This window comes from Thermomonas alba (genome assembly GCF_022419205.1).
GTDB classification, from domain to species: domain Bacteria; phylum Pseudomonadota; class Gammaproteobacteria; order Xanthomonadales; family Xanthomonadaceae; genus Thermomonas; species Thermomonas alba.
The window spans coordinates 131,996-157,269 of sequence record NZ_JAJOZU010000004.1 but is presented as its reverse complement, the minus strand read 5'-3'; the positions used below and the strand labels follow the sequence as shown (position 1 = coordinate 157,269).

Here is a 25,274-nt window from a genome sequence, read left to right as displayed (position 1 = left end):
CAGGGATTCACGAAAGTGGGGAGCGCCATTCTACGCCGCGCGCAGTGCATGATCGGTTGATCGCGATCAGGCGCAGGCGGTTTTCAGGACGCGGCGTCGGCCAGCAGGGCGTGCGCCACCGGCAGCGCGGCCTCGACCCAGCGCGCGTACTGTGTGGCCGAGGGGTGCAGGCCGTCATCGGCCAGCATCGACGGGGCGTCGCCGCCGTCGCGGCTGATTCCGGTGATGTCCACGAAGGCGATGCCGCGCGCGCGGCATCGTTCGCCGGCGCTGGCGTTGTAGGCATCCAGTTCGGCGGCGATCCGGCGCGGGCTGCGCAGCTCGCGGCGGGCGAACGGGGTCACGCCCCAGTCCGGGATCGACAGCGCCAGCACCCGCCCCGCGCGTCCACCGGCCAGCGCGGTCGCGCGCGCCAGCAGGGCGTCGAAGCTGCGCGCGTACTCCGCCAGCGGCAGGCCGCGGTACTGGTTGTTCACGCCGATCAGCAGCGAGACGAAGTCCCACTGTCCCAAGGGCTCGGCTGCATCCATCGCCGCGGAGAGTTCGTCGGTGGTCCAGCCGGTGGTGGCGAGGATGCGCGGCTCGGCGATCGCGATGCCCGCCGCGCGCAGTCCTGCGGCCAGTTGCAGCGGCCAACGGCCGTCTGCGGCGATGCCTTCGCCGATGGTGTAGGAATCGCCGAGTGCCAGATAGCGGAGTGGGGTCATGGTGGATGTGCAGGGTGCCTGGGAAGTCGAAGCCTAGCCCGGATGCCGCGCGGCGGTCAGGCCGGCAGCGCCAGCACCGTGATTTCCTCGCGGTCGTGGTAGAGCTGGCGGGCGCGGAGGGTCAGCGGTCGGCCCGCCTGCCGCGCGAACCGCTCCAGACAGGACTGGGTTTCCTGCCAGCGCTTTTTCATCGGTAGCTTGAGGTTGAAGATCGCCTGCCGGCACCAGCCCTCGCGCAGCCAGGTCGCCATCCGTTCGGCCACCCGGCGCGGCTGTTCCACCATGTCGCAGACCATCCAGTCCAGCGGCTGCGGCGGCTGCCAGGTGAAGCCGTCGGCGCGCAGGTGCTGCACCATGCCGGTGTCCAGCACGTGCGGGCGCAGCGGGCCGTTGTCGATCGCGGTGACGCGCAAGCCGTGGCGGGTCAGCACCCAGGTCCAGCCGCCGGGGGCGGCGCCGAGGTCGGCGGCACGCATGCCCTCGTGCAGCAGACGCGCGCGCTCCGCATCGGTCAGCAGCACCAGCAGCGCCTCCTCCAGCTTCAGCGCCGAGCGCGAGGGCGCGTCCGGGTGCATGCGCAGGCGCGGGATGCCCAGTGGCCACGGCGCGCTGTCGGCGGGCAGGCTGCGGGCGAGGAAGGCGTGGTCGCCGGCGACCAGGCAGACGTGCAGGCGCGGCAGGCGCGGGTCGTCCTGCGCACCGAGCAGGACGGCCTTGCGCAGCGCCGGGCGCAGGGCGTTGCCGAGGCTGCGCGCGAGCCCGGCGAGCGGCTTGCCCGCATCGCTGTCGGGGTGTTCCATCACCAGCGTGCCGAACCGGGGCTGCCCTTGCAGGGCCTGCAGCATCGGCGTGATGCGGTCGCGCGGGTCCAGATCTCGCAGTTCGGCGAGCAGGCGCAGCTTCTGGCGTGCGAAGATCAGGGTGGAGAAAGGCAACGCGCGATCGAGCGCGGCGGCCTCCGCGCAGGCGAACACGGCGTAGCCGCTGTCGCGCGCGGTGCGCGCATAGCCGGCCAGTCCTGCCGCGCTCGCGCGTTCGGTCAGCTCTGCCGCCAGCTCTGGCTCGAAGCCCTGGCGGCAGTAGCCGAGCAGGCCGTCAATAGGTTGGCCCGCCCAGCTCGCCATAGGCTCTCAGCACTGCGCACGCCGCCTCGCGTTCGACATCCCGCACGACTTCGATACCGCGGCGCGCGAGCTCGCCCATCCAGTCCGCCGGCAGCGGACCTTCGTCGAACGCAGTCAGCGCCATCACGTCCTCGGCGCGCGCGCCAATCAGCAGGCGGTCGATGCCCGCCCAGATCGTAGCGCCATAGCACTGGCAGCAGGGTTGCGCCGAGGTCGCCAGCGTCACCGGGCCGCCCAGCGCGTTCAGCCGGAACTGCTGCAGGCGCTGCTGCGCCAGCATGTAGGCCATCATTTCGGCGTGTGCCACCGAGCAGCTCTGGCGCACTACCCGGTTCACTCCGACCGCGATCAGCTGATGCTGCGGGCCGAACACCGCGGCGCCGAACGGGCCGCCGCTCTGGCGCTCCACGTTGAGACGCGACAGCTCGATGGCGAAAGCCACCTTGGCTGCATCAGTGCTGAAATCGCGGCCGGCAAGATTCAGCTCCATCACCCACACGGGCAGGGTGAGGTGCAGTTGCACGGGCAGGGGCATCGGCATCGCGTCAGCCCTTCTGGGACCAGGTGTCGCGCAGGGTCACGCTGCGGTTGAAGACCGGCTTGTCCGGCGTGTGGTCATAGCGATCGGCGACGAAATAGCCCAGGCGTTCGAACTGGAAGCTGGTTTCCGGCGCGGCCTGGGCCGCGGCGGGCTCGACGTAGCCGGCGACCACGCGGCGCGAGTCGGGGTTGAGGTAGTCGCGGTAGGTCTTGCCGTCCTCGGCAGTGTCCGGGTTTGGTACCGTGAACAGGCGATCGTACAGGCGCACCTGCGCAGCCACCGCATGGCGGGCACTGACCCAGTGGATGGTGCCCTTCACCTTGCGGTTGGCGCCCTCCATGCCCGGGCGCGAGGCGGGATCGAGCGTGCCGTGCAGTTCGACGATCTCGCCGCTGGCGTCCTTCACCACCGCATCGCAGCGCACGATGCCGGCGCCGCGCAGGCGCACTTCGCCGCCCACGGTCAGACGCTTGAAGCCGGGAGGTGGCGCTTCTGCGAAGTCCTCGCGCTCGATCCACAGCTCGCGCGAGAACGGCAGCATGCGCTCACCCTGGCTTGCGTCTTTCGGATGGTTGGCAAAGCGCAGCCATTCTTCGTGCGTCTCGGGGAGATTGGTGAGCACCAGCTTGATCGGATCGATCACGGCCATCCGCCGCGGTGCGTGCGCATCCAGGTCGTCGCGCAGGGCGCCTTCGAGGACGGAGATGTCCAGCAGCGAGTTCTGCTTGCTGATGCCCACGCGCTCGACCATCAGCTTCAGCGCCGACGGGGTATAGCCGCGGCGGCGAATGCCCTGCAGGGTCGGCATGCGCGGGTCGTCCCAGCCATCGACCAGGCCTTCTTCGACCAGCGCCAGCAGCTTGCGCTTGCTCATCACCAGGTAGTTGAAGTTCAGGCGCGAGAACTCGATCTGGCGGGGTTTCCCGGCTTCCAGCGGCAGGCCCTTGGCGAGCAGCGGCGCCAGCAGCTCGGGGTTGTGCGCCAGGTCCACCTTGTCCACGCACCAGTCGTACAGCGGGCGGTGGTCTTCGAACTCCAGCGTGCACAGCGAATGGGTGATGCCTTCGATCGCATCGCTGAGCGAGTGCGCGAAGTCGTACATCGGATAGATGCACCAAGCATCGCCCGTGTTCTGGTGCGGCACGTGCTTGATCCGGTACAGCGCCGGGTCGCGCAGATTGATGTTGCCGCTGGCCATGTCGATCTTCGCGCGCAGGGTGCGCGCGCCGTCCGGGAACTCGCCCGCGCGCATGCGCCGGAACAGGTCCAGGTTTTCCTCCACGCTGCGGTTGCGGTAGGGAGACTCGCGGCCGGGCTCGGTCAGGGTGCCGCGGTAGGCGCGCACCTGTTCGGGGCTGAGGTCGCATACGTACGCATCACCCTGGCGGATCAGCTTCTCGGCAGCGAGATAGAACACCTCGAAATAATCCGAGGCGTGGCGCAGGCTGGCCCACTCGAACCCCAGCCAGCGCACGTCGTCCTGAATGGCGCGCACGTATTCGGGGTCTTCCTTGGCCGGGTTGGTGTCGTCCAGGCGCAGGTTGCAGGTGCCGCCGAACTCCGCGGCGATGCCAAAATCCAGGCAGATCGCCTTGGCATGGCCGATGTGCAGGTAGCCGTTGGGTTCCGGCGGAAAGCGGGTCTTGATCGCGGTGTGCTTGCCGCAGGCCAAATCGTCGCGGACGATCTGACGGATGAAGTCGGTGCGCGCGGGCGCGTCGTGGGTAGCGGGGGCGTCGGACACGGCAGAGAGGTCGCAAACAGGTAGCGGGCTAGTGTATCCGAGCCCCGCCGGGCCGGCTTCCGTGTTTGCGGCTCCGAGGGTACGCTGGGCCGGCTGCGAGGAGGACCGATGCGCACCGTGTACGACGCCGCCAACCTGATCGACGCGCATCTGGTCAAGCATGCGCTGGAGGATGCCGGCATCCCGGCCTATGTGCGCGGAGAGGCGCTGACCGGCGGAATCGGCGAGCTCGGCGTGTTCGGGCTGGTTGCGGTGATGGTGGTGGATGCCGCCGAGCCGGCGGCGCGTGAGGTAGTCGCGCAGCTGCAGCTGGGGCAGGCCGCGGCAGCGGATGGCGATCACCAGCCTGATCGCCAGGCCGATGCGGACGGGTGGCCGGCCGGCGATCCTGCATGAGCCAGGCGCAGGCGTCACGCGCGGCCAGCCTGCAGCTGCTGGCCGGGGCCGCGATCATCGGCAGCAACGGCATCATGGTGCGGCTGGCCGGGATGCCGCCGACCGCGGTGGCGTTCTGGCGAATGCTGCTGGCCGGCGTGCTGCTGGCCGCGCTGGTGACCCTGCGCCACGGCTGGCAGGCGCTGCCCGGCAAGGCCTGGCGCTGGCTGGCGGTGCCGGTGCTGGCGTTCGCCATCGACCTGTGGATGTGGCACCAGAGCATCCTGCGGATCGGCCCGGGCCTGGCCACCCTGCTGGCGAACGCGCAGGTGTTCTTCATGGCGCTGGCGGGCGTGCTGCTGTTCCGCGAGCGGCTGGGGCCGCGCTTCGTGGCCGGCGTGCTGCTGGCGTTCTTCGGGTTGTGGCTGCTGCTGGGCGCGGACTGGGCCAGCCTGCCGCCGCAGTACCGCGGCGGGGTCTGGCTGGGGCTGGCCACCGGGGTCGCGTATGCCGCCTACAACATCGGGATCAAGCGCACCCAGGCGCTGGCCGGCGCCGGGCGCGCGCGGGTACCGGTGGAGCAGGTGCTGTGCCTGGCGGCGTTCGGCAGCGCGCTGTGCCTGGGGGCGATCGGCTGGGCCGAGGGCGAGGTGTTCCGGCCGCCGTCCCTGCACGCCTGGGGCGTGCTGCTGGCACTGGCGGCGGTCGGCCACTGCCTGAGCTGGATCCTGATCTCGCGCGCGCTGGGCGCATTGCCGGTGGCGCTGGCCGGCCTGTTGCTGCTGGCGCAGCCGATCGTGGCCTATCTGCTGGACGTGCTGCTGTTCGACGTGCCGGTGTCGCTGCGGCAGTGGCTGGGGCTGGTGGTCAGCCTGGCCGGGATTTTCGTGGCCGGGCTCCGCCCTCGGCAGCCGCCGCTGCCGGCGCAGGAGCCGTGAGGCGGGGGACATGGGCTTGGTCGGCGGCGTCAGAGCGGGGTGATCGCACAGGCATAGACCAGTTCGCAGGCGCCGTTGCCGGTGTCGTCGCGGCGCAGCGAGCTGACCCAGTGCCAGCGCCCGTCGTCGATCCGCACCAGCCAGCCGTCGATCCGTATGCGCTGGCCGACGCGTACGCGAGCCAGCGCCTCACGCACCTCGGGCGCGGCCGGCACGATGTGCATGTTGGCGCTGCTGTTCGCGATCTCTGCGGGTGGAATCGGCGGCGGTGGTTGCCAGCGGTAGTGGTACCAGCGGCCGCCCTGACGGATCTCCAGGCGATCGAGCACCGCATCCTCGCTCATGCGGCCCCAGCCGAGCGCGAGGTCGGTCGGCGAAAAGTCCGCTTCGTGGCCGAAGCGGTAGTCCTCGCGGCCGAGAACCCGCGCCGCGACGCTGAACCCTGCCAGCGGCGTGAGGGTGGCGGTGCCCTGCGTGGGCAGGCGCAGGCCGGGTGGGACGGACGTTTGCAGCGGCGGCTCGCTTCGTCCCACCCGCGGTGGCAGTGGGCAGGTGGACGTGGCAACGGCCGGCTTCGGCAGGTCCACGCGCGGATGCGCCAGCCACCAGGACAGGGCCAGGCAGGTGGCGACGATCAGCAGCAGGCGAGGGCGGGACAGCATGGGGGTGAGAAACTGGCCAGATCAGTGCAAGAGGGCCTGCGCCTGGGTGGCGATGACCTCCGCTACCTGGCGTAGGAAACCCTCCAGCGCCGACGATTTGCGCCAGACCAGAGCGATGCGTCGGGTCGGTGGCGGATCGGCGAACGGCGCCAGGCAAAGACCCGCCGGCTGCGCCACCGGTGCGTGCACGGAGAGCGCCGGCAGCAGGGTGATGCCGACCCCGGCCGCGACCATCTGGCGCAGGGTTTCCAGGCTGGTGGCGCGAAAGCCTGTCTTTTCCTGCGCCCCGGCCAGGCGGCACACGTCCAGCGCCTGGTCGCGCAGGCAGTGGCCGTCCTCCAGCAGCAGCAGGGTCTCGTGGCCGAGGTCTTGGATGCGCAGGCCGCGCTTTTGTGTCAGCGGGTGTCCTTCCGGCGCGGCCAGCAGGAATGGTTCTTCGAACAGAAACTCGGCATGCAGCGACTCATCGTGCAGCGGCAGCGCCAGCAGCGCGGCATCCAGCTGGCCGTCGCGCAGGCGTTGCAGCAGCACATCGCTCTTCTCCTCGACCAGCAGCAATTCCAGCTTCGGGAAGGCCGCGCGCAGCGCCGGCACTACGTGCGGCAGAAGGTACGGCCCGAGGGTGGGGAACACGCCCAGGCGCAGGCTGCCGGAGGCCGGGTCATGGCTGCGGCGGGCGGCCTCTTTCATGTCCTCGACATCGGCCACGATCCGGCGCGCGCGCGCCACCACGTCTTGCCCGGCAGCGGTGAGCATCACCTTGCGCGGCGCGCGTTCGATCAGCACCACGCCCAGCTCGTCCTCCAGCTTGCGGATCTGGGTGGAGAGCGTGGGCTGGCTGACGAAGCAGGCTTCCGCCGCCTTGCCGAAGTGGCGTAGGTCGGCCAGCGCCACCAGGTACTTCAGGTCACGCAGGTTCATGCCCGCCTCCGTCGCAATGCCATCGGGCTGGGTGCCGCGTCAGGCCGCCTGCGCGGTGTCCGCCGGGGTGCGGATCAGGTGGTCGAAGGCGGACAGCGCGGCGGTCGAGCCGGCGCCCATCGCCACCACGATCTGCTTGTAGGGCTCGGTGGTGGCATCGCCGGCCGCAAATACTCCGGGCAGCGAGGTCTGGCCGCGGTCGTCGATCACGATCTCGCCGCGTGGCGAGAGCTGCAACGTGCCCTTGAGCCACTCGGTATTCGGCAGCAGCCCGATCTGCACGAACACGCCGTCCACCGCGATGTCGTGATGCGCCGTGGTGCCGCGCTCGAGATAGCGCAGCCCGGTCAGGCGCTTGCCGTCGCCCAGCATCTCGGTGGTTTGCGCGTTCACCACGACGCTTACATTGGGCAGGCTGCGCAGCTTGCGCTGCAACACCTCATCGGCGCGCAGCTTGCTCTCGTACTCGATCAAGGTGACGTGCGCCGCGATGCCGGCGAGGTCGATCGCGGCCTCCACCCCGGAGTTGCCGCCGCCGATCACCGCCACCGGCTTGCCTTTGAACAGCGGGCCGTCGCAGTGCGGGCAATAGGTGACGCCGCGCGTGCGGTACTCGGCCTCGCCGGGCACGCCGGTCTGGCGCCAGCGCGCGCCTGGCGCCAGTACCACGCTGCGCGCGCGCAGGCTCGCGCCGCTTTCCAGTTCGATCGTGGACAGCCCGTCTGCGCCAGCCGGACGCAGTGCGCGCGCGGTCTGGGCGGTGATCACGTCCACCCCATAGCTGCGCACATGCGCTTCCAGCGCGGCGGCCAGTTTCGGGCCTTCGGTGTATTCGACCGACGGGAAGTTCTCGATGCCCAGGGTGTCCAGCACCTGGCCGCCGAAGCGCTCGGTCACAAGGCCAGTGCGGATGCCCTTGCGCGCGGCGTAGATCGCGGCCGCCGCGCCGGCCGGCCCGCCGCCGACGATCAGCACGTCGTAGGGCGCGCGATCCTTCAGCGCATCGGCGGCGCGCGCGGCAGCGCCGGTATCGAGCTTGGCGAGGATCTGCTCGACGCTCATGCGCCCGGTGTCGAACAGCTCGCCGTTGAGATAGACGGTCGGCACCGACAGGATCTGGCGCGCCTCGACCTCGTCGCGGAACAGCGCGCCGTCGATCGCCACGTGACGGATGCGCGGATTCAGCACGCTCATCGCGTTCAGCGCCTGGATCGTATCCGGGCAGCTCTGGCAATGCAGCGACATGTAGGTTTCGAAGCGGTAGTCGCCATCCAGCGCGCGCACCTGCGCGGCCAGCGCCTCGTCGATCTTGACCGGATGCCCGCCGACCTGCAGCAGCGCCAGCACCAGCGAGGTGAATTCATGGCCGAGCGGAATGCCGGCGAAGCCGACCTGCACGTCGCTGCCGACGCGGCGGATCAGGAACGAAGGCTTACGCGCGGCATCGCCGGCGACGCGGGTGATCTTCGGCGAGAGCGCGGCGATCTCGTCCAGCAGTGCGTCCAGCTCGCGCGAGGATTCGGAGTCGTCCAGCGCCGCCACCAGTTCGATCGGCTCTCGGATGTGTTCGAGATAGCCGGCCAGTTGGGTCTTGAGGTCTTGATCGAGCATGTGGGCATCCTCGTGGGGGGAGGGATGGGAGAGCGCTGCGGCCAGCAGCGGTCGGGCCGGAGCTGACCGCAGCCCTCTCCCCGTGTGGGGAGAGGGGCGGATGCCGGCGGCGGGGCCTGGAGCTGCCGCCGGCACGGACCGGGCATCAGATCTTGCCGACCAGTTCCAGCGACGGCTTGATCGTCTTGGCGCCCTCGTTCCACTTGGCCGGGCAGACCTCGTTCGGATGCGCAGCGACGTACTGCGCGGCCTTCAGCTTGCGCAAGGTCTCGCTGACGTCGCGCGCGATGGCGTTGTCGTGGACTTCCATGGTCTTGATCAGTCCGTCCGGGTTGACGATGAAGGTGCCGCGCAGGGCCAGGCCCTCTTCCTCGATGTGCACGCCGAAGGCGCGGGTCAGACGGTGGGCGGGATCACCGACCAGCGGGAACTTGGCCTTGCCCACCGCCGGGCTGGTCTCGTGCCACACCTTGTGCGAGAAGTGGGTGTCGGTGGTGACGATGTAGACCTCGGCGCCCAGCTTCTGGAACTCGGCGTAGTGCTCCGCCGCGTCCTCGATCTCGGTCGGGCAATTGAAGGTGAAGGCCGCCGGCATGAAGATCAGCACCGACCACTTGCCGAGCAGATCCTTGTCGGTGACTTCGATGAACTTGCCCTCGCGGTAGGCTTGCGCCTTGAACGTGGGGATGCGGGTGTTGATCAGTGGGCGACGGTCGAGCTGTTCGTTGTCTTGCAGGGTCATGTCGAACTCTCCTTTTCTGTTGGAGGGGAAGGGTGGCGTGAAGGTAGCGGTCGCGATTCGATCAATCAATAAAATCATTTCTATCGTTGCGATAGAGAAATCAAATAAAAGAAAGAAAATGCGCCATCTCCTGCAAAAGCACGCTCATCTGCGTGCATCTTGCGGCTTCTTCTGGGTTGCTTGAGCATGCCTACGGTGTCCGTGCTGCTCCGCATTCAGGCGGAGGGAATCGAGCCGATCGATCGCGAACTGCTGCTCGCCGAGGCGCTGGGGCGATCGCGCGGCTGGCTGTACGCGCATCCGGAGGCAGCGGTGCCCGCACCCGCGCAGGCGCGATTCGAGGCCCTGCTGGCGCGCCGGCAGGCGGGCGAGCCGGTGGCCTATCTGCTCGGGCGGCAGGGGTTCTGGAGCCTGGAGCTGGAAGTGGGCCCGGCCACCCTGATCCCGCGTCCGGAGACCGAATGCTTGGTCGAACTGGCGCTGGCGCGGCTGCCGGCGGGACAGCCGCTGCGGGTAGCCGATCTCGGCACCGGCAGCGGCGCGATCGCGCTGGCGCTGGCGCGCGAGCGTCCGCAGGCGCGGATCGTCGCCACCGATGCCAGCGTCGCGGCGCTCGCAGTGGCCAGGCGCAACGCCGAACGGCTGGGCCTCGGCCGGGTCGAGTTCCGCCAGGGCGACTGGCTGGCCCCGCTGTGCGGGGAGCGGTTCGACCTGATCGCGAGCAACCCGCCCTACATCGAGGCCGGTGATCCCCACCTGACGCAGGGCGACCTGCGCTTCGAGCCGCCGGCCGCGCTGGCCTCCGGTGCCGACGGGCTGGACGCGATCCGGGTGATCGTGCGCGATGCCGGACGCCATCTGCATCCGGGTGGCTGGCTGCTGCTGGAGCACGGCTGGAACCAGGGCGCAGCGGTGCGCGGCCTGCTGGAGGCGGCGGGCTTCGTGGAAGTTGCGACCGAGCGCGATCTGGAAGGGCGCGACCGCGTCAGCCTGGGACGCCGGACACAGATCGCGCCGCCTGTGCCAGGATGAGGAGGGCAGGGCGGACGCAGCGGCCAGCTAGAATCGACGCCTTCCCTCACACTGGAGCCTTCCCATGCGCAGCCTGTATCCCGAGATCACGCCCTACCGCAGCGGCATGCTCGCGGTGGACGCCCGCCACACCCTGTACTGGGAAGAGTGCGGCAATCCCGACGGCAAGCCGGTGGTGCTTCTGCACGGCGGCCCGGGCGGCGGCTGCAGCGCCAACATGCGGCGCTTCCACGATCCGGCGAAGTACCGCATCGTGCTGTTCGACCAGCGCGGCGCCGGGCGCAGCACGCCGCATGCCGATCTGGTGGACAACACCACCTGGGACCTGGTCGCCGATATCGAAAAGCTGCGCGAGCACCTGGGCATCGCGCGCTGGCAGGTGTTCGGCGGCAGCTGGGGTTCGACGCTGGCGCTGGCCTATGCCGAAACCCACCCGCAGCGGGTCACCGAGCTGGTGCTGCGCGGCATCTTCCTGCTGCGCCGCTGGGAGCTGGAATGGTTCTATCAGGAAGGCGCCAGCCGTCTGTTCCCGGATGCGTGGAAGCATTTCCTGGCGCCGATCCCGCCAGTGGAGCGCTGTGATCTGATCGGCGCCTACTACCGGCGGCTGACGTCCGGGGATGAGCGCGTGCGGCTGGCCGCGGCGCGCGCCTGGAGCATCTGGGAAGGGGCCACCAGCTACCTGCACATCCCCGACGACTACGCCGAGACCCACGGCGACCCGCAGTTCGCGCTGGCGTTCGCGCGGATCGAGAACCACTACTTCGTCCACGGCGGGTTCTTCGAGGAGGAAGGCCAGCTGCTGCGCGACGCGCACCGGATCGCCGACATCCCCGGCGTGATCGTGCACGGCCGCTACGACGTGGTCTGCCCGATCCAGAACGCCTTCGACCTGCACGCGGCCTGGCCGCGCGCGGAACTGGTGGTCAGCCCGGCCTCCGGGCATTCGGCGTTCGAGGCCGAGAACGTGGACGCGCTGGTGCGCGCCACCGACCGTTTCGCCGGCGGTTGAGGCGCGGTGGCGTTCAGTCCGCCGGGCTGCCGTCCGGGTTGCGCTCGATCATCCACAGCCCGGCCCAGAGCTTGAGGTCCAGCTCGTAGCCTTCCGCGTGCTTGCGCATCAGCCAGGCCGGGGCCTCCCGGCGCGGCACCGCGTGCACGGTGATGCGCTCATCGCCGATGCCGCCGCCCGCGCCCACGCGCACCAGGTCGCGGGCGCGCACGAAGGCGATGCGTTCGTTGCTCATGCCCGAGCTGGTGGGGCCGGTGAGCAGCACCTCCAACCGGCCCGGCGCCCAGCCGGTTTCCTCGATCAACTCCGCGCGCGCGGCCTCGAGCAGGGTGGCATGCGCCGGATCGTCGCCCACCAGCCCGGCCGGCATCTCGATCGTGCGCGCGCCCAGCGGGATGCGGTACTGCTCGACGAACAGCACCTCGTCGGCCGGGGTGACGGCGATGATGATCACCGCCATGCCCTCGCCGTGCACGCGTTCGCAGGATTCCCAATGGCCGATGCGCACCAGGCGCAGCCATTGGCCTTCGTGGAGGATTTCACGGGCCTCGTTCATGCCCCGATGCTAGCGCAGCCGGATGACTGCTATGCGGGCAGGCCGGCCGCGGCGGCCAGCCGCCGGCGGGTGAGCGGGCCGAAGCCGACCCAGTCGGCCAGCGCGTCCAGCTCGGCCGGGTCGCCGCCCTGGCGGGGGAAGTCGTGCGCCGGCAGCGGGGCGTCCAGCGCGATCGTGGTCAGCTGTCGCCACAGCAGGGCCTGCGGGCGCTGTTCGCGCAGACGCGCGGCCAACTGCGCGGCGCCGCGCAGACGCAGGAACGGCACTTCGTCGAGGCGTTCCAGCAGCGCGTCCAGCGAGCCGAAATGCGCCAGCAGCACCGCTGCCGACTTCGGGCCGATGCCGAGGATGCCGGGGATGTTGTCCACCGCATCGCCGGTCAGCGCCAGATAGTCGGCGATCTGGTGCGCGTGCACGCCGTGCCGCGCCTTCACCCCATCCGCGCCCCAGCGCTCGCCCTTGGCGAAGTCGTACTGCTCGTCGCCCGGATGCAGCAGCTGCGAGAGATCCTTGTCGGCGGACACGATCACGCTGCGGAAGCCACGCCCGCGCGCGCGGTGGGCGGCGCTGCCGATCAGGTCGTCGGCCTCATAGTCGGTATGCGCCAGGGTCGAAAGCCCCAGCGCCTGGCACAGCGCCTTGCACCAGGCGAACTGGCGGCGCAGTTCCGGCGGGGCCGGCTCGCGGTTGGCCTTGTAGGCCGAATACAGCGTGTTGCGGAAGCAGGAGTCCAGCGCCTCGTCGAAGGCGATGGCGATGTGGGTCGGACGCTCGCGTTCCAGCAGCTCCAGCAGGAAGCGGGCGAAGCCGTGCACCGCGTTGGTCGGCCAGCCGTCGGCGTCGTGGAACTCGTCCGGCAGCGAATGCCAGGCGCGGAACACGTACAGCGAGGCATCGACGAGGTGGAGCGTGTGCGCGGTCATCCGGCGATTGTAGGCGGCGGCCGCGGTCCGGCTCAGGGATGCCAGTCCGCCAGCAGCGCGGCCGGGTCGGGGCGCTCGCGCTCGGGCGCGGCGACCTGCGGGGTGCCGATGGCGATCGTCCCCACCAGTTCCTCGTCCGCGGCCAGCCCCAGCGTGCCTTCCAGGAACGGACGGTCATAAGCCAGCCAGCCGGTCAACCATTGCGCGCCGAAGCCTTCCGCCTGCGCGGCCTGCAGCACCAGGAGGCAGACGCAGGCGGCGCTGGCGCGGCGCTCGGCTTCCGGGATCTTGGGGTCCGTGCCCAGCCGCGCGATCACCGCCAGCGTCAGCGGCGGCAGGGTGAAGCGCGTGCGCAGCTTCTCCTCCACTGCCGCGCCGGCCTCCGGCTCGCGCTCGCGCAGGCGCGCGAGCGCGGCGTCGGCCAGCGCCGCGCGGGCAGGGCCTGCGATGCGCAGGAACCGGAACGGCACCCGCTTGCCGTGGTCGGGCACGCGCACGGCGGTGCGCAGGATGCGCAGCAGCTGCGCCTCGTCCGGGCCGGGCGATGTCAGTTGACGGGCGGGAACGGAACGGCGGGAGTCGAGCGCCTGGAGGGTGAGCATCGTGGCAGCGTGCTTGCGGGAAGTGCCCATGGTAGCGGTAGGATGCGGCATCCCAGAACCGATGCGGAGCAGGCGATGGCGGTGATCGTGGGTGTGGCGCGCGAGGCGGCGGGCGGCGAGCGGCGGGTGGCATTGACTCCGGAAACCTGCGCGAAGCTGCGGCGCGCCGGCGTGCAGGTGCATGTCCAGCCAGGCAGCGGCGAAGGCGCCTACTTTGCGGATGCAGACTATGTCCAGGCCGGCGCCGAGCTGCGCGAGCAAGCCCTCACCGAGGCCGACATGGTGCTGTGCGTGCAACCGCCGCCGCTGGAGGCTCTCGTGGCCATGAAGCCAGGCGCGGTGTTGATCGGCATGCTGCATCCGCAGGCCGATCCGGCGCGCGCGCAGGCCTTGCAGGATCGCGGCATCGTCGCGTTTCCCCTGGAGCGCCTGCCGCGCACTACCCGCGCGCAGGCGATGGACGTGCTCAGCTCGCAGGCGGGCATGGCCGGCTACAAGGCGATGCTGATCGCCGCCGAACTGGCGCCGCGGTTCTTTCCGATGCTCACCACTGCGGCCGGCACCATCCGCCCGTCGAAGGTGCTGGTGATCGGCGCCGGTGTCGCCGGGTTGCAGGCGATCGCGACCGCCAAGCGCCTCGGCGCGCAGGTGGAAGGCTTCGACGTGCGCCCGGAGACGCGCGAACAGATCGAGTCCCTGGGCGGGCGCTTCCTGGATCTGGGCGTATCGGCCGTGGGTGAAGGTGGCTATGCGCGGCCGCTGACCGACGAGGAGCGCGCGCTGCAGCAGCAGCGTCTGGCCGCGCATCTGCAGGGTATCGACGTGATCGTGTGCACTGCGGCAGTGCCGGGGCGGCCGGCGCCGAAGATCATCAGCGCGGCGATGGTGGCGGGCATGGCGGCTGGTAGCGTGATCGTGGACCTGGCTGCCGAGAGCGGCGGCAACTGTGAGCTCACCCAGCCCGGGCAGACCATCGTCAGCGCCGGCGTGACCATCGCCGGACCGCGCAATCTGCCGTCACTGGGCGCGCGTCATGCCAGCGAGATGTATGCGCGCAACCTTTACAACTTCGCCATGCTGTTGCTCAAGGACGGCGCGCTGAAGTTCGATTGGAACGACGAGCTGCTGGCGAAGACGGTCTGGCCCGAGCGCGGGGCGCCTGCAGTCTGAGCCTGCGGCCTTCTCAAGGGCCGTCCGGGCGGGGCGGTGCCGGGTGCGCCTTGGCCCAGTCTGCCCGCTGTTGCGGCGACATCTGCTGCCACTGGTCCAGGAATGCGCGGCGGGCGTCCTTGTCCATGCCGCGCAGTGCGTGGAACAGCGCGCGCGCCTGTTCGCGCTGCTGCGGCGACATCGCATCCCAGCGCTGCAATCCCTCGCGTGCGCGCATGCGCTGCGCCTTTGGCATCTGCTGCCAGCGTTGGGCGCGCTCCAGCAGGCGCGGGCGCTCTTCGGGATTGGCATTCCAGCGTTCGCGCAGCGGCGCGATCAATAGCTCGCGCTGCGCGGCGCTCAGTTTGTCCCATTCTGGATAGGAGGTCGCAGTGGCGGGCGCGGCTTGCTGGGCACAAGCCAGCAGCGGCGGCAGCGTCAGCAGCACGGCGAGGGAGACTGTGGCGGGGATGCGGTGGTTCATGGGCTTACTCCAGGGCGACCTGGCGGGCGTCGGCAGAGCCCAGCCAAGCATAGAAATCAGGGTCTTCATCCAACGCGGTGGCCAGCGCTTGCGAAGCGTGGTCATGGGCTGGATCGAGGGTGGTCGTGGCGGCGGCCATCGTCGCCGAATCGGCGGGCGCGACCTGCGGTTGGGTCGGCATGAAGCGCAGCCCCAACGCCAGCGCGCAGACGGCCGCCAGCCCGGTGGCGAGCATCTGCCGGCGGCTGAGCACGCAGCTGGTTTTGGCGGAGGACTGTCCGCGCAGGGCGGCGTTGCGGCGTTGCGCCAGCTGCGCCGCAACGCGCGGCGAAAGCCGGCACAAGGATTCGGCATGGTAGGCGCGGATCAGGGCATCGAATCGCAGATCGCGACGGGTGGCGGATTCGTTCGGGTGATTCATCGGAAATCCTCCAGTTGCGCTTGCAGCGCGGCGCGCGCGCGCGACAGGTGGGTCTTCACCGAGCCTTCGCTGCAGCCCATGATGCGCGCGGTATCGGCCACGTCGAGTTCCTCCAGTACGCGTAGGGTGAAGGCTTCGCGTTGGCGTGCTGGCAGATCGCGTAGGACGGAGGCGATGCGCGTCCAGGCTTCGTGGCCATCGTGCTGGCGAGATGGATCCGGGGTGGCGTCGTCAGCCCAGTCGATCGTCTCGCCGTCGCGGTCGCTGCTGCCCGGCAGCAGCCAGCGCAGGCGGAATAGCCCGCGCCGCTGCATGTCGGTGATGCGGTTGCGCAGAATGCTCCAGAACAGCGGGGGCCACTCTTCCGGCGGGTGCTGACGGTAGGCGAGCATCTTCAGCATCGCATCCTGCACCGCGTCGAGCGCGTCCTCGCGCTGGCGCAAAGCCAGCTCGGCGAAACGGAAGGCGCGTGCTTCGATCCCGGCCAGGAACTGTTCGAGGGTGTGCCCGGCGCGATCTGCTTGCGCCTGGGATGTCGATGGCAGGGGCGAGGTGCTCACCAACATAGCTTAGTGGCTGCCTGCATGCCTCAGTGGCGACGGTCGAGGCGGCGGTCGATGCGGTCGCCGCGACGGTCCCAGCGGGACTCGGCAAGTTCTCCCCGGCGATCCAGCCGTGTGTCGATGCGATCGCCCCGGCGCTCCAGCCTGGAGGCCAGTTGCGGATGACCGTGCTGGTTCGCGATGTCCGCGCGGCGGTCGTAGCGCTGCTCGATGCGGTCACCACGTGTGTCCAGGCGTTGCTCGATCCGTTCGCCACGCGCATCCATGCGTTGATCGATGCGATCTCCACGATCTTGTGCCGCTGCGCCGCCGCCGATGCAAAGCAGTGCGACCAGTCCGATGAGTGTTGCGCGTGCCATATGGCCTCCTTGGAAGTGGGAAATGGGTTGCGGCGTGCCCAGCAGAACGCGCGTGCTCGCGGGTGGTTGACAGCCCCGCGCCTGGCGATGGCAGGATTCAGTTGTCGTTATGATGCGGCAAGGAGCAGGCAACCCCTGTTTGCCTTGCATGGTTTCGGGGAAGGTGGAGGGCGGTCGATGGGCGACGGATTCGTGGCGCTGTACATCTTCATGCTGGCGGCGATCGCCGGGCACGTCATCATCAGCCGGGTGCCGGTGATCCTGCACACACCGCTGATGTCCGGCTCCAACTTCATCCACGGCATCGTGCTGATTGGCGCGATGGTGGTGCTCGGGCACGCCGACACCCCGCTCGCGCAGGCGCTCGGCTTCATCGCCGTGCTGCTCGGCGCGGGCAACGCCGCCGGCGGCTACGTGGTGACCGAGCGCATGCTGGAGATGTTCAAGTCCAGCAAGCAGGAGGGTGGCAAGTGAGCGTCCTCACCCTGATCAAGCTGAGCTATTTCGTCGCCGCCACCCTGTTCTTGCTTGGCCTGCAGCGCATGGCCAGTCCCAAGACCGCGCGCAGCGGCATCCAGTGGGCGGGCGTGGGCATGCTGCTGGCGACCTTCGCCACCTTCTTCCTGCCGGGGATGCACAACCTGGCGCTGATGGCGGTGGCCATCGCGCTCGGAGTCGCGCTGAACTGGGCCTGGGGCAAGAGGGTGGCGATCACCGACATGCCGCAGATGGTCGCCCTGTTCAACGGCATGGGCGGCGGCAGCGCAGCCGCCATCGGTGCGGTTGAACTGATCGGTTTTGCCTCATCGTCGATGGCCGGGCTGGCGGTTGCGATGGCCGGCATTGCGGGCGAACCGACGTGGCCGTTCGCGCTCAAGTTCGGGCTGGCCGCGCTCGGCGGTTTGATCGGTGCAGTGTCGCTGTCCGGTTCGGTGATCGCCTGGGCCAAGCTCGACGGACGCATGGACAAGCGCTACACCTTCCCGGGCCAGCAGTGGTTCAATGCGCTGGTCGCGCTGGCCACTCTGGCGCTGGGGGTGGCCGCGGTGTGGACGATGTCGTTGCCGGTCATCATCGCGTTCTTCGTGCTGGCACTCGCGCTGGGCGTGCTGATGACGCTGCCGATCGGCGGCGCCGACATGCCGGTGGTGATCTCGCTCTACAACGCGTTCACCGGCCTGGCGGTGGCGTTCGAAGGCTATGTGCTCGGGATCGATGCGCTGATCATCGCCGGCACCATGGTCGGCGCGGCCGGCCTGCTGCTGACGCGGCTGATGGCCAAGGCGATGAACCGTTCGATCAAGAACGTGCTGTTCTCCAACTTCGGCGGCGCGGCCTCCGGCGGGCAGGCGATCGCGGGCAGCATGAAGCCGATCGAGCCGGCGGATGTCGCGGCGATGATGGCCTATGCCGAGCGCGTGGTGATCGTGCCCGGCTACGGCATGGCGGTGGCGCAGGCGCAGCACAAGATCTGGGAGCTGACCCAGCGCCTGCTCGCGCGCGGGGTGAAGGTGAAGTTCGCGATCCACCCGGTGGCCGGGCGCATGCCGGGGCACATGAACGTGCTGCTGGCCGAGGCCGGGGTGCCGTATGACCTGATCGCGGACATGGACGACATCAACCCGGAGTTCCCCAACACCGACGTGGCGCTGGTGATCGGCGCCAACGATGTGGTCAATCCGGTGGCCAAGACCGACCCGTCCAGCCCGATCTACGGCATGCCGATCCTGGACGTGGTCAGCGCGAAGAACGTCATCGTGATCAAGCGTGGCAAGGGCACGGGTTTTGCCGGGATCGAGAACGCGCTGTTCTATGCCGACAACACGCGCATGCTGTACGGCGACGGCGCGGAGATGGCCAATGCGCTGGTCAGCGAGCTGAAGGCGCTGGACGGCGGCCACTGAGCCCGGCCCACAGCGCGATCAGCAGCCCGAGCGCAAACAGCGCCAGATCGATCCGGTCGAGCGCCAGCTCGGCCAGCAGCCAGGCGTAGTGCGGCCCGATCAGGCGAGCCGACTCCCACGGGCGCAGGCCGAAGTTTTTGCCGACCTGCCCGGCAATGATCAGAAAGTTGGCGGCGACGATCACCAGCGCCGTAGTCGCGGCTGCCCAAGCGGCGCGCGCGCGGCCCGCTGGCCAGTGGGCCATGCGCAGCAGCAGCAGCATGTCCAGCGCCGCCAGCGGCGCCAGCCAGGCGCACTGCCGATCCAGCGCCAGCGCCAGCAGCATCCAGGCCGCGGCAAAGCCGGCGGCGCCCAGCGCGAGCAGGGGCAGGGCGTACCAGCGAGGATGCGTTGCGGTGAGGGGCATGACGGCGAACCGGGCGCAGGGCCGCGCATGATCCCATTGCCCGTCACCACCGGCAATCGGATTGGGACTAGAATGGTACGGATTCCTCCATTCCCGCTCCGCCTATTCATTCATGTATTCCCGCAGCAGCGAACCCGTCCGTTTCGAGCGTGATTGCGCCGCCGTGCTGGTGCCGCAAGGCGATGAGGTGACCCTGCCGGCCGGCACCGTGGGCTATATCACCCAGGCCCTGGGCGGAAGCTGGACGGTGTTCGTGGAGGGCAACCTGATGCGGATCGCCGGCAAGGACGGCGATGCCATCGGCAAGCCGCCCGCCGAACCGTTGACGCTGCCGGAAGGGGCCACCGACGAAGACGTGGAGCGGCTGGTGTGGGAGCAGCTGCGCACCTGTTTCGACCCCGAGATCCCGGTCAATATCGTCGAACTGGGGCTGGTGTATCTGGCCGAACTCTACCGGCCGGAGAATGGCGAGGGGCGCGGGGTGCGGGTGCGGATGACGCTGACAGCGCCGGGCTGCGGCATGGGTGAGATCCTGGTCGATGATGTGCGCAGCAAGCTGCTGCAGATTCCCACCGTCACCGAGACCGACATCGAGCTGGTGTTCGACCCGCCGTGGAACCAGACCATGATGTCCGACGTGGCCAAGCTCGAGACCGGGATGCTGTGACGGCCGCCGTGGTCGTTGGCGTGGCATGGCCGCTCGAAGTCACGTCACGGGCGTGATGCGCGTCGAGTGATGGCGCTTTACGGTGATTTTCGTCACAAATTGACGTAACGCGTCATCGCAAAAAAAATGCTGCGCCGCAAAAAAAACACCCTGGACGTTGCTTTGCGCACGCCGAGCACGCATGCCGCGTCGGCGTGAAGCCCGCGATTTGATGCGGTTCGCATTGGAAATATCAAAAAAGTAATAAAGACATTCTTTTTGGTGCTTGACAGGTTCGCGAGTGTTGGCGAAGTGTCGCGGCTTGCTTGGTTTCCGTTCAGGAAACGGGCAGGCCTGCGTCAGGGAACAGTGGCACCGCGCCATGGGGACGCAGGAGACGCGCATCCGGCCCGCTCGCGGCCTTCCAAACCAGTCAACTCACCCAGGGGTAATGTCAGTGAATCGTTCCAGCGCCAATCGTTTGCTCGGTACCGCCATCCTGTTCGCGCTCGCCGCCGGCAGCGCGCAGGCCGCCGACCGGATCGACCTGTGGCAGCAGCGCAACGTCGCGCAGCTGCGGCAGCAGTATCAGGCCGTCACCGCGTCCAAGGGCGTGGCCAGCATGATCCATCGCCGCCACGAGCAGTTCCTCGGCCTGAATGCCGACAACACGCTGCTGATGAAGAACGCGATCGCCGACCACGGCGTGCGCAACTATCGCTATGACCAGGCTTGGCGCGGCATCCCGATCTTCGGGCAGGGCATCGTGGTGAGCGAGGATGGCAATGGCAACGTGCGCGCCCTGTTCGGCACCATGGTGTCCGGGTTGGAGCGCGATATCACCTCCACCACGCCGAAGCTGACGTCCGCGGCGGCGCTGGCGGCCGGCAAGCGCATCGCGCTGGGCAACGCGCTGGCCGGCATGCAGACCCGCAACGAGAAGTCGGACCTGGTCATCTTCATCGATGACGCCGGCAAGGCGCATCTGGCCTATGCGGTGACCTTCTTTGCGGATTCGCTGGCGGGCAATCCGACCCGTCCGATCATCATGATCGACGCGATCGGCGGCCAGGTCATCAAGAAGTGGGAGAACCTGCAGCACGCGCTGGTCGGCACTGGCCCTGGCGGCAATACCAAGACCGGGCAGTACGAGTGGGGTTCGGGCGGGATCTACGGCTACATGGACGTGACCCAGTCCGGCAGCACCTGCACCATGAACAATGCCAAGGTCAAGGCGGTCAACCTCAACGGCGGCACCACCGGCACCACCGCCTACTCCTACACCTGCCCGCGCAACACCTACAAGACCGTCAACGGCGGCTACTCGCCGATCAATGACGCGTTCCAGTTCGGCGGCGTGATCACCAATATGTACCCGGCCTACACCGGCTACAACGCGCTGAACTTCCAGCTGGTGATGCGCGTGCACTACAAGACCAACTATGAGAATGCGTTCTGGGACGGCTCGGCCATGAGCTTCGGCGACGGCGCCAGCACCTTCTACCCGCTGGTCAGCTCCGACGTCGCCGGCCACGAGGTCTCGCACGGCTTCACCGAGCAGCACTCGAACCTGACCTACTCCGGCCAGTCCGGCGGCATGAACGAGGCCTTCTCCGACATGGGCGGCGAGGCCACCGAGTACTACTGGAAGGGCAGCAACGACTTCCTGGTCGGCGCCGAGATCTTCAAGGGCAGCGGCGCGATGCGCTACATGTGCAACCCGACCCAGGACGGCGCATCGATCGATAACGCCGCCAACTACACCAGCAGCCTCGACGTGCACTACAGCTCGGGCGTGTACAACAAGGCGTTCTGCCTGCTGGCCAAGACTTCGGGCTGGGGCGTGCCGAAGGCGTTCAAGGTGTTCGCGCGCGCGAATGCCAATTACTGGACCGCCAGCAGCACCTTCAACAGCGGCGCCTGTGGCGTACAGACCGCCGCGCAGGATCTGGGTTACAGCGTGTCCGACGTCGCCGCGGCATTCTCGGCGGTGGGCGTCACCTGCCCGAGCGGCGGTGGCGGCGGTGGTGGCAGCACCGGTGGCACCCTGACCAAGGGCGTCCCGGTCACCGGCCTGTCCGCCTCCACCGGCAGCGAGATCGTCTACACCATGACGGTGCCTTCCGGCGCCAGCAATCTGACCTTCAATATCTCGGGCGGCACCGGCGATGCCGACATGTACGTGAAGTTCGGCAGCACGCCGACCGACAGTTCCTACGACTGCCGTCCGTACAAGTCTGGCAATACCGAGTCGTGCAGCTTCGCCACGCCCTCGGCTGGCACCTACTACGTGCGCCTGAAGGCTTACTCGGCGTTCTCCGGCGTCAGCCTGGTGGGTGACTACACCACGGGCGGTGGCGGCGGCAGCACCACCACGGTCAACCTGCCGTCGGTGTCCACCGGCAGCTGGTCCAGCACCTACACGCTGGCGGTGGCGGCCGGCAAGACGGCCACCATCAAGATCTCCGGCGGCACCGGCGATGCCGACCTGTACGTGCGCGCGGGCAGCACGCCGACCACCAGCAGCTACACCTGCCGTCCGTACCTGACCGGTAACAACGAGACCTGCACCCTGACCCCGACCAGCAATACCACCTACTACATCCGGGTGTATGCCTACTCGTCGTACTCTGGGGTCACCTTGACCTACGGCACCAACTGATCCGTCCGGGCTTCCGGCGCATCATCCCGACCCCGGCTCCGGCCGGGGTCGTTTTTTGTGGGTGCGCAGGACGTCTGGCAGGCGCCGATTCGCGCGGCGGGTGCGCGGCCGGGGCGAGCGCTTAGTCGATTTCCTCGAAGCGGTTGGCTTCGACGTTCTTGCGCACCCGGGCCGGATCCCAGATGCGGCCGTTCATGGCGATGTACGCCCCTGGCGGCAGCACCTGTACCGCCCCCACCGCGCAGCCGATGTTGAACTCCGCGTCCGAGCCGCGAAAGCGGGCCGGATTGAGCGCGCCGGTCAGCACGATGGTCTTGCCCGGGATGTCGGCCAGCATGCGTGCGGTTTGCACCATGGTGTCGGTGCCATGGGTCACCAGCACGCGCGATTCACTCTGCGCGGCGATGGTGGCGCGCAGCAGCTGGCGATCGGCGTCGGTCAGCTCCAGCGAGTCCTTGCGCAGCAGCGGAATGACGTGGAAGTGGAAGGCCACGCCCAGTTCCTGCAGGATCCGGCCGATCTGCGGCTCGCCGACCTGGTAATCGGACTTGGCGTCGAAATAAACCTTGTCGATGGTGCCGCCGGTGGTGACGATGAGCAGATTGTCCATGTCTGCCATTGTCTCCGAAAACCGGGGCGTTTACAGCGGCGGCGGCATTTGCAGCAGGGCCAGCAGCGGCTCCAGCAGCAGGCCGTAGGCCAGCGCGCGGGCAGTGTCGGTACGCAGCGGCTGGCGCACCTGGGCGGCGCTGGCGGTGCGCACGCTGCGTTCGGCGCGGTGGAACTGCAGGCAGGCCGGGTCGAAGGGCAGCCCGCAATCGGCGAGCAGGGCGCGGATGCGCGCCTCCGGTGCCGCCAGCAGATCCTCGTACACGTGCAGATGAATATGGGTGGGGTCGCGCGCGCGCCACTGCTGCATCGCATGCGTACAGCCCTGCATGTACAGCGCGATGTCGGCCATGTCGTTGGCGAAGTGCGGCTGGCTGTAGAACTGCTGTTTGAAGCACGACCACGCGGTTTCCAGCGGGTCGCGGCGGGTCTCGATGATGGTCGCGCCGGGCAGCATGGCGCGCAGGATGCCCACATGCTTCCAGTTGTCGGGCTGCTTGTCGGTCTGGCGCGGCCGCCGCTGGCGCCAGCGCGCGGTCCGCGCGAGATACTCGCGGCCCAGCCGATGCCAGTCCTCGGCGCTGGCCTGCGCGATCCAGTGCGGATAGGGCACGCCGCGGCGCTGCGATTCTTGCTGGATCACGATTCCGAGGTCCGGCAGCTCGCTGGCGCCTTCGACTTCCGGATGCGACGCCAAGATCTGCTCGAACAGGGTCGAGCCGGAGCGCGGCAGGCCGACGATGAAGATGACCTCCTCGCCCAGCCGCGGATCGAGCGGCGCGGGAAGGTCGGCGGTGAGCCGTAGCGCCTGCTGCACATAGGTGCGGAAGGCATCGGCGCTCCACGGCGTCAGTTGTTTCTGCAGGGCGTTGGCGGCCGAGAAGGCGGCCAGCGCCGCGGCGTGGTGGCCGCGATCCTCCTCCAGCTTGCCCAGTGCGAACAGCATGGCGATGCGATCGCTGGCGACCGCATCGGCACGCTCCAGCTGCGCGCGCAGCGCGACGGCGTCGGCTTCATCCAGCGGCATGGTCTTGATGTTGGACAGGCCGCGCCAGGCATCCCCGCAGGCTGGATGCACGGCGAGCGCGGCGCGGTAGTGGCCGGCGGCCTCGACGAAGCGCCCGGCATGCACCAGCGCATCCCCCAGCAGCACCCGCGGCGGCAGCGCCTGCGGCGCCAGCGTGCAGGCGCGTTCCAGCGCGGCGATCGCGCCGGCGGTCTCGCCCTGCTGCTGCAGGTTGCGGCCGAGGTTGAACCAGGCACTCATCAGCGCTGGGTCCAGCGTCACCGCCTGTCGCCAGCCGGCGAGGGCGGCCTCGACATCGCCGCCAGCGGCCAGTGCGGCGGCCAGATCGCTGTGCAGGAGGGCATCGTCAGGCGCCAGGCACAGCGCCTGCCGCAGCAGGGCTGCGGCGGCCTGGGGGCGCCGGGCTTGCAGTTGGGCCAAGGCCAGATAGCGCAGCGGCTCGGGATGCTGCGGCGCCTGTCGATGCGCGTCGTCGAGCAGGGTGAGTGCCTGCGGTAGGCGGCCGTCGCGCAACGCGCGTGCGCCCGCGTGCAGGGTCGCGATGACCTTAGGCGTCAGGCCGGCCAGACGGGGATCGGAATCGCTCATGGACGGGCGGCGGGCTGGCGGGCGAGGCGGCGCGCGCGCCAGCCCGGCAGGCAGGCGGCGTGCACGACCAGCAAGGCCAGCAGGGTTTCGCCGGCGGCCCAGGCGCGCGCAGCCGGCTCCGCCCACAGCAGCATCACCCCGTGGCTGAACCACAGCAGGGCCAGCACCCCGGCGGTGAAGCCGGCGCGCCGCCAGGCGCGCAGCGCGGCCGCGGCCAGCAGCGCCGGCGGCAGTGCGAAGGCCAGCAGGCCGGCCAGCGGGTGCGGATGCCCCAGCGCCCAGCCGGCGAACAGCAGCGCCAGCGCCAGCAGCACGCTGGCCAGATAGACCTGTGCGCTCATGCCTGCAGCTTCCGCGCCAGCTCAGCCACCCGCCGGCCGAGCGCGCGCGCCAGCAGCGCTTCCTCTTCGGTCGGCTCGGGATGGTCGTCGCCGCCGGCCACGTGGCTGGCCCCGTACGGGGTGCCGCCGCTGCGGGTGGTGGACAGCGCGGGTTCGGTGAAGGGGATGCCGGCGATCACGCAGCCGTGGTGCAGCAGCGGCACCAGCATCGTCAGCAGGGTGGACTCCTGCCCGCCGTGCAGCGTGGCGGTGGAGGTGAACACCCCGGCCGGCTTGCCGACCAGAGTGCCGCTGGCCCATTCCGCGCCGAGAGTATCGAGAAAATGCTTGACCGGCGCGGCCATGTTGCCGAACCGGGTGGGGCTGCCCAGCAGCAGACCGGCGCAATCGGCGAGGTCACGGGGTTCCACGTAGGGCGCGCCGGTCTCGGGCTCGGGCGGGGCGGCGACGGTGGTGACGGGTGCCACCGGCGGCAGCGTGCGCAGCCGCGCCTGCATGCCGTCCACTTCCGCGATGCCGCGCGCGATCTGGCGCGCCAGGCGTGCCACCGAGCCGCCACGGCTGTAGTACAGGACGAGAATGTCGGGCATGGGCAAACGAAGCACGATTGCGATGGCGGCAGCAT

General features: G+C 69.2%; 30 protein-coding genes. 9 read left to right on the top strand and 21 right to left on the bottom strand.

Going from position 1 to position 25,274, the window contains the following annotated elements; translation table 11 throughout:
* Nucleotides 1-83 precede the first annotated feature (83 nt).
* The 4 genes from ML342_RS07660 to ML342_RS07645 are packed head-to-tail and all read right to left on the bottom strand — an operon-like array spanning nt 84 to nt 4,116.
* The gene (locus ML342_RS07660) at nt 84-707 is read right to left on the bottom strand and encodes an SGNH/GDSL hydrolase family protein (RefSeq protein WP_240126452.1); all 624 of its coding nucleotides are present in this window, start codon (nt 705-707) and stop codon (nt 84-86) included.
* A gap of 56 nt (nt 708-763) precedes the next feature.
* A complete protein-coding gene (gene rlmM / locus ML342_RS07655) occupies nt 764-1,807 on the bottom strand; it encodes a 23S rRNA (cytidine(2498)-2'-O)-methyltransferase RlmM (protein WP_240126637.1) in 1,044 nt (347 codons plus the stop codon).
* Entirely contained in the window at nt 1,803-2,366 is a 564-nt protein-coding gene (locus tag ML342_RS07650) for a nucleoside deaminase (RefSeq protein WP_240126636.1), read from the bottom strand. The genes rlmM and ML342_RS07650 overlap by 5 nt, the downstream gene beginning before the upstream one ends.
* Before the next feature lie 10 nt (nt 2,367-2,376).
* Nucleotides 2,377-4,116 carry a glutamine--tRNA ligase/YqeY domain fusion protein gene (locus ML342_RS07645; protein WP_240126451.1) on the bottom strand — a complete coding sequence of 580 codons (1,740 nt, stop codon included), beginning with the start codon at nt 4,114-4,116 and terminating at the stop codon, nt 2,377-2,379.
* Between the two features lie 108 nt (nt 4,117-4,224).
* Here ML342_RS07645 and ML342_RS07640 point away from each other — a divergent pair, with 108 nt between their 5' ends.
* Entirely contained in the window at nt 4,225-4,512 is a 288-nt protein-coding gene (locus ML342_RS07640; RefSeq protein ID WP_240126450.1) for a putative signal transducing protein, read from the top strand.
* The gene (locus tag ML342_RS07635; protein WP_240126449.1) at nt 4,509-5,429 is read left to right on the top strand and encodes a DMT family transporter; all 921 of its coding nucleotides are present in this window, start codon (nt 4,509-4,511) and stop codon (nt 5,427-5,429) included. Before ML342_RS07640 ends, ML342_RS07635 begins: the two co-directional genes overlap by 4 nt.
* 29 nt (nt 5,430-5,458) lie before the next feature.
* Here the strand turns inward: ML342_RS07635 and ML342_RS07630 are convergent, their stop codons facing one another.
* From ML342_RS07630 to ahpC, 4 genes are all read right to left on the bottom strand, one after another.
* Entirely contained in the window at nt 5,459-6,091 is a 633-nt protein-coding gene (locus ML342_RS07630) for a hypothetical protein (RefSeq protein WP_240126448.1), read from the bottom strand.
* A gap of 21 nt (nt 6,092-6,112) precedes the next feature.
* A complete protein-coding gene (gene oxyR, locus ML342_RS07625) occupies nt 6,113-7,012 on the bottom strand; it encodes a DNA-binding transcriptional regulator OxyR (RefSeq protein ID WP_439655182.1) in 900 nt (299 codons plus the stop codon).
* 39 nt (nt 7,013-7,051) lie between these two features.
* A complete protein-coding gene (ahpF, locus tag ML342_RS07620; protein ID WP_240126447.1) occupies nt 7,052-8,623 on the bottom strand; it encodes an alkyl hydroperoxide reductase subunit F in 1,572 nt (523 codons plus the stop codon).
* 145 nt (nt 8,624-8,768) lie between these two features.
* A complete protein-coding gene (gene ahpC, locus ML342_RS07615) occupies nt 8,769-9,365 on the bottom strand; it encodes an alkyl hydroperoxide reductase subunit C (RefSeq protein WP_240126446.1) in 597 nt (198 codons plus the stop codon).
* Nucleotides 9,366-9,551: 186 nt separating this feature from the next.
* Between ahpC and prmC the strand changes: the two genes are divergently transcribed.
* The gene (gene prmC, locus ML342_RS07610; protein ID WP_240126445.1) at nt 9,552-10,397 is read left to right on the top strand and encodes a peptide chain release factor N(5)-glutamine methyltransferase; all 846 of its coding nucleotides are present in this window, start codon (nt 9,552-9,554) and stop codon (nt 10,395-10,397) included.
* Nucleotides 10,398-10,461: 64 nt separating this feature from the next.
* Complete coding sequence (gene pip / locus ML342_RS07605; protein ID WP_240126444.1) at nt 10,462-11,409, top strand: prolyl aminopeptidase; 948 nt, start codon at nt 10,462-10,464, stop codon at nt 11,407-11,409.
* Nucleotides 11,410-11,422: 13 nt separating this feature from the next.
* On the opposite strand, the gene ML342_RS07600 is transcribed toward pip, so the two are convergent.
* From ML342_RS07600 to ML342_RS07590, 3 genes are read right to left on the bottom strand one after another with little or no spacing between them, the layout of a single operon-like run.
* Nucleotides 11,423-11,965, bottom strand: coding sequence for an NUDIX hydrolase (locus ML342_RS07600; RefSeq protein WP_240126443.1), 543 nt, complete (start codon nt 11,963-11,965; stop codon nt 11,423-11,425).
* A gap of 29 nt (nt 11,966-11,994) precedes the next feature.
* Nucleotides 11,995-12,888, bottom strand: a complete 894-nt coding sequence (locus ML342_RS07595; protein ID WP_240126442.1) for a 5'-3' exonuclease — start codon at nt 12,886-12,888, stop codon at nt 11,995-11,997.
* Between the two features lie 32 nt (nt 12,889-12,920).
* Nucleotides 12,921-13,520 (bottom strand): nitroreductase family protein, encoded by a 600-nt coding sequence (locus ML342_RS07590; protein WP_240126441.1) that lies wholly within the window; start codon nt 13,518-13,520, stop codon nt 12,921-12,923.
* A gap of 45 nt (nt 13,521-13,565) precedes the next feature.
* On the opposite strand from ML342_RS07590, the gene ML342_RS07585 reads away from it, so the two are divergent.
* Nucleotides 13,566-14,660, top strand: coding sequence for an NAD(P) transhydrogenase subunit alpha (locus ML342_RS07585; RefSeq protein WP_240126635.1), 1,095 nt, complete (start codon nt 13,566-13,568; stop codon nt 14,658-14,660).
* A 13-nt stretch (nt 14,661-14,673) separates the two neighbouring features.
* Here ML342_RS07585 and ML342_RS07580 read toward each other — a convergent pair whose 3' ends face one another.
* From ML342_RS07580 to ML342_RS07565, 4 genes are read right to left on the bottom strand one after another with little or no spacing between them, the layout of a single operon-like run.
* Entirely contained in the window at nt 14,674-15,123 is a 450-nt protein-coding gene (locus tag ML342_RS07580; protein ID WP_240126440.1) for a DUF3106 domain-containing protein, read from the bottom strand.
* 4 nt (nt 15,124-15,127) lie between these two features.
* Nucleotides 15,128-15,544 carry a hypothetical protein gene (locus ML342_RS07575; RefSeq protein ID WP_240126439.1) on the bottom strand — a complete coding sequence of 139 codons (417 nt, stop codon included), beginning with the start codon at nt 15,542-15,544 and terminating at the stop codon, nt 15,128-15,130.
* The gene (locus ML342_RS07570) at nt 15,541-16,110 is read right to left on the bottom strand and encodes an RNA polymerase sigma factor (RefSeq protein ID WP_240126438.1); all 570 of its coding nucleotides are present in this window, start codon (nt 16,108-16,110) and stop codon (nt 15,541-15,543) included. The genes ML342_RS07575 and ML342_RS07570 overlap by 4 nt, the downstream gene beginning before the upstream one ends.
* 23 nt (nt 16,111-16,133) lie before the next feature.
* Nucleotides 16,134-16,466, bottom strand: coding sequence for a hypothetical protein (locus ML342_RS07565; protein WP_240126437.1), 333 nt, complete (start codon nt 16,464-16,466; stop codon nt 16,134-16,136).
* 177 nt (nt 16,467-16,643) lie between these two features.
* Here ML342_RS07565 and ML342_RS07560 point away from each other — a divergent pair, with 177 nt between their 5' ends.
* Both ML342_RS07560 and ML342_RS07555 read left to right on the top strand, forming a co-directional pair.
* On the top strand, nt 16,644-16,940 hold the full coding sequence (locus ML342_RS07560) for an NAD(P) transhydrogenase subunit alpha part 2 (RefSeq protein WP_240126436.1): 297 nt from the start codon (nt 16,644-16,646) through the stop codon (nt 16,938-16,940).
* Nucleotides 16,937-18,370, top strand: a complete 1,434-nt coding sequence (locus ML342_RS07555; protein WP_240126435.1) for an NAD(P)(+) transhydrogenase (Re/Si-specific) subunit beta — start codon at nt 16,937-16,939, stop codon at nt 18,368-18,370. Before ML342_RS07560 ends, ML342_RS07555 begins: the two co-directional genes overlap by 4 nt.
* Here ML342_RS07555 and ML342_RS07550 read toward each other — a convergent pair.
* Entirely contained in the window at nt 18,336-18,776 is a 441-nt protein-coding gene (locus ML342_RS07550) for a hypothetical protein (protein WP_240126434.1), read from the bottom strand. The genes ML342_RS07555 and ML342_RS07550 overlap by 35 nt on opposite strands.
* 112 nt (nt 18,777-18,888) lie before the next feature.
* Between ML342_RS07550 and sufT the strand changes: the two genes are divergently transcribed.
* Nucleotides 18,889-19,443, top strand: coding sequence for a putative Fe-S cluster assembly protein SufT (sufT, locus tag ML342_RS07545; RefSeq protein ID WP_240126433.1), 555 nt, complete (start codon nt 18,889-18,891; stop codon nt 19,441-19,443).
* A gap of 39 nt (nt 19,444-19,482) precedes the next feature.
* Here sufT and ML342_RS07540 read toward each other — a convergent pair whose 3' ends face one another.
* Nucleotides 19,483-19,827 (bottom strand): hypothetical protein, encoded by a 345-nt coding sequence (locus ML342_RS07540; RefSeq protein WP_240126432.1) that lies wholly within the window; start codon nt 19,825-19,827, stop codon nt 19,483-19,485.
* Between the two features lie 52 nt (nt 19,828-19,879).
* Here ML342_RS07540 and ML342_RS11890 point away from each other — a divergent pair, with 52 nt between their 5' ends.
* Nucleotides 19,880-22,084: a M4 family metallopeptidase gene (locus ML342_RS11890; RefSeq protein ID WP_338064999.1), complete on the top strand. Its 2,205-nt coding sequence runs from the start codon at nt 19,880-19,882 to the stop codon at nt 22,082-22,084.
* A gap of 121 nt (nt 22,085-22,205) precedes the next feature.
* Here the strand turns inward: ML342_RS11890 and ML342_RS07525 are convergent, their stop codons facing one another.
* The 4 genes from ML342_RS07525 to wrbA are packed head-to-tail and all read right to left on the bottom strand — an operon-like array spanning nt 22,206 to nt 25,239.
* Nucleotides 22,206-22,694, bottom strand: a complete 489-nt coding sequence (locus ML342_RS07525; RefSeq protein WP_240126431.1) for an asparaginase domain-containing protein — start codon at nt 22,692-22,694, stop codon at nt 22,206-22,208.
* A 30-nt stretch (nt 22,695-22,724) separates the two neighbouring features.
* On the bottom strand, nt 22,725-24,308 hold the full coding sequence (locus ML342_RS07520; RefSeq protein WP_240126430.1) for a tetratricopeptide repeat-containing sulfotransferase family protein: 1,584 nt from the start codon (nt 24,306-24,308) through the stop codon (nt 22,725-22,727).
* A complete protein-coding gene (locus ML342_RS07515; protein WP_240126429.1) occupies nt 24,305-24,649 on the bottom strand; it encodes a DUF2069 domain-containing protein in 345 nt (114 codons plus the stop codon). Before ML342_RS07515 ends, ML342_RS07520 begins: the two co-directional genes overlap by 4 nt.
* Nucleotides 24,646-25,239, bottom strand: coding sequence for an NAD(P)H:quinone oxidoreductase (wrbA, locus tag ML342_RS07510; RefSeq protein ID WP_240126428.1), 594 nt, complete (start codon nt 25,237-25,239; stop codon nt 24,646-24,648). The genes ML342_RS07515 and wrbA overlap by 4 nt, the downstream gene beginning before the upstream one ends.
* Nucleotides 25,240-25,274 lie beyond the last annotated feature (35 nt).

Excerpts from the sequence above, each read along its gene's own strand:
- wrbA (WP_240126428.1), bottom strand. The coding sequence starts at position 25,239 with ATGCCCGACATTCTCGTCCTGTACTACAGCCGTGGCGGCTCGGTGGCA.
- prmC (WP_240126445.1), top strand. The coding sequence starts at position 9,552 with ATGCCTACGGTGTCCGTGCTGCTCCGCATTCAGGCGGAGGGAATCGAG.
- ML342_RS07660 (WP_240126452.1), bottom strand. The coding sequence starts at position 707 with ATGACCCCACTCCGCTATCTGGCACTCGGCGATTCCTACACCATCGGC.
- ML342_RS07550 (WP_240126434.1), bottom strand. The coding sequence starts at position 18,776 with ATGCCCCTCACCGCAACGCATCCTCGCTGGTACGCCCTGCCCCTGCTC.
- ML342_RS07515 (WP_240126429.1), bottom strand. The coding sequence starts at position 24,649 with ATGAGCGCACAGGTCTATCTGGCCAGCGTGCTGCTGGCGCTGGCGCTG.
- ML342_RS07540 (WP_240126432.1), bottom strand. The coding sequence starts at position 19,827 with ATGCGCGTCTCCTGCGTCCCCATGGCGCGGTGCCACTGTTCCCTGACG.
- sufT (WP_240126433.1), top strand. The coding sequence starts at position 18,889 with ATGTATTCCCGCAGCAGCGAACCCGTCCGTTTCGAGCGTGATTGCGCC.
- ML342_RS07580 (WP_240126440.1), bottom strand. The coding sequence starts at position 15,123 with ATGAACCACCGCATCCCCGCCACAGTCTCCCTCGCCGTGCTGCTGACG.
- ML342_RS07650 (WP_240126636.1), bottom strand. The coding sequence starts at position 2,366 with ATGCCCCTGCCCGTGCAACTGCACCTCACCCTGCCCGTGTGGGTGATG.
- ML342_RS07570 (WP_240126438.1), bottom strand. The coding sequence starts at position 16,110 with ATGTTGGTGAGCACCTCGCCCCTGCCATCGACATCCCAGGCGCAAGCA.
- pip (WP_240126444.1), top strand. The coding sequence starts at position 10,462 with ATGCGCAGCCTGTATCCCGAGATCACGCCCTACCGCAGCGGCATGCTC.
- ahpF (WP_240126447.1), bottom strand. The coding sequence starts at position 8,623 with ATGCTCGATCAAGACCTCAAGACCCAACTGGCCGGCTATCTCGAACAC.
- ahpC (WP_240126446.1), bottom strand. The coding sequence starts at position 9,365 with ATGACCCTGCAAGACAACGAACAGCTCGACCGTCGCCCACTGATCAAC.
- ML342_RS07630 (WP_240126448.1), bottom strand. The coding sequence starts at position 6,091 with ATGCTGTCCCGCCCTCGCCTGCTGCTGATCGTCGCCACCTGCCTGGCC.
- oxyR (WP_439655182.1), bottom strand. The coding sequence starts at position 7,012 with ATGAACCTGCGTGACCTGAAGTACCTGGTGGCGCTGGCCGACCTACGC.
- ML342_RS07585 (WP_240126635.1), top strand. The coding sequence starts at position 13,566 with ATGGCGGTGATCGTGGGTGTGGCGCGCGAGGCGGCGGGCGGCGAGCGG.
- ML342_RS07520 (WP_240126430.1), bottom strand. The coding sequence starts at position 24,308 with ATGAGCGATTCCGATCCCCGTCTGGCCGGCCTGACGCCTAAGGTCATC.
- ML342_RS07600 (WP_240126443.1), bottom strand. The coding sequence starts at position 11,965 with ATGAACGAGGCCCGTGAAATCCTCCACGAAGGCCAATGGCTGCGCCTG.
- ML342_RS07635 (WP_240126449.1), top strand. The coding sequence starts at position 4,509 with ATGAGCCAGGCGCAGGCGTCACGCGCGGCCAGCCTGCAGCTGCTGGCC.
- ML342_RS07595 (WP_240126442.1), bottom strand. The coding sequence starts at position 12,888 with ATGACCGCGCACACGCTCCACCTCGTCGATGCCTCGCTGTACGTGTTC.
- ML342_RS07525 (WP_240126431.1), bottom strand. The coding sequence starts at position 22,694 with ATGGACAATCTGCTCATCGTCACCACCGGCGGCACCATCGACAAGGTT.
- ML342_RS07565 (WP_240126437.1), bottom strand. The coding sequence starts at position 16,466 with ATGGCACGCGCAACACTCATCGGACTGGTCGCACTGCTTTGCATCGGC.
- ML342_RS07640 (WP_240126450.1), top strand. The coding sequence starts at position 4,225 with ATGCGCACCGTGTACGACGCCGCCAACCTGATCGACGCGCATCTGGTC.
- ML342_RS07575 (WP_240126439.1), bottom strand. The coding sequence starts at position 15,544 with ATGAATCACCCGAACGAATCCGCCACCCGTCGCGATCTGCGATTCGAT.
- ML342_RS07590 (WP_240126441.1), bottom strand. The coding sequence starts at position 13,520 with ATGGGCACTTCCCGCAAGCACGCTGCCACGATGCTCACCCTCCAGGCG.
- ML342_RS07560 (WP_240126436.1), top strand. The coding sequence starts at position 16,644 with ATGGGCGACGGATTCGTGGCGCTGTACATCTTCATGCTGGCGGCGATC.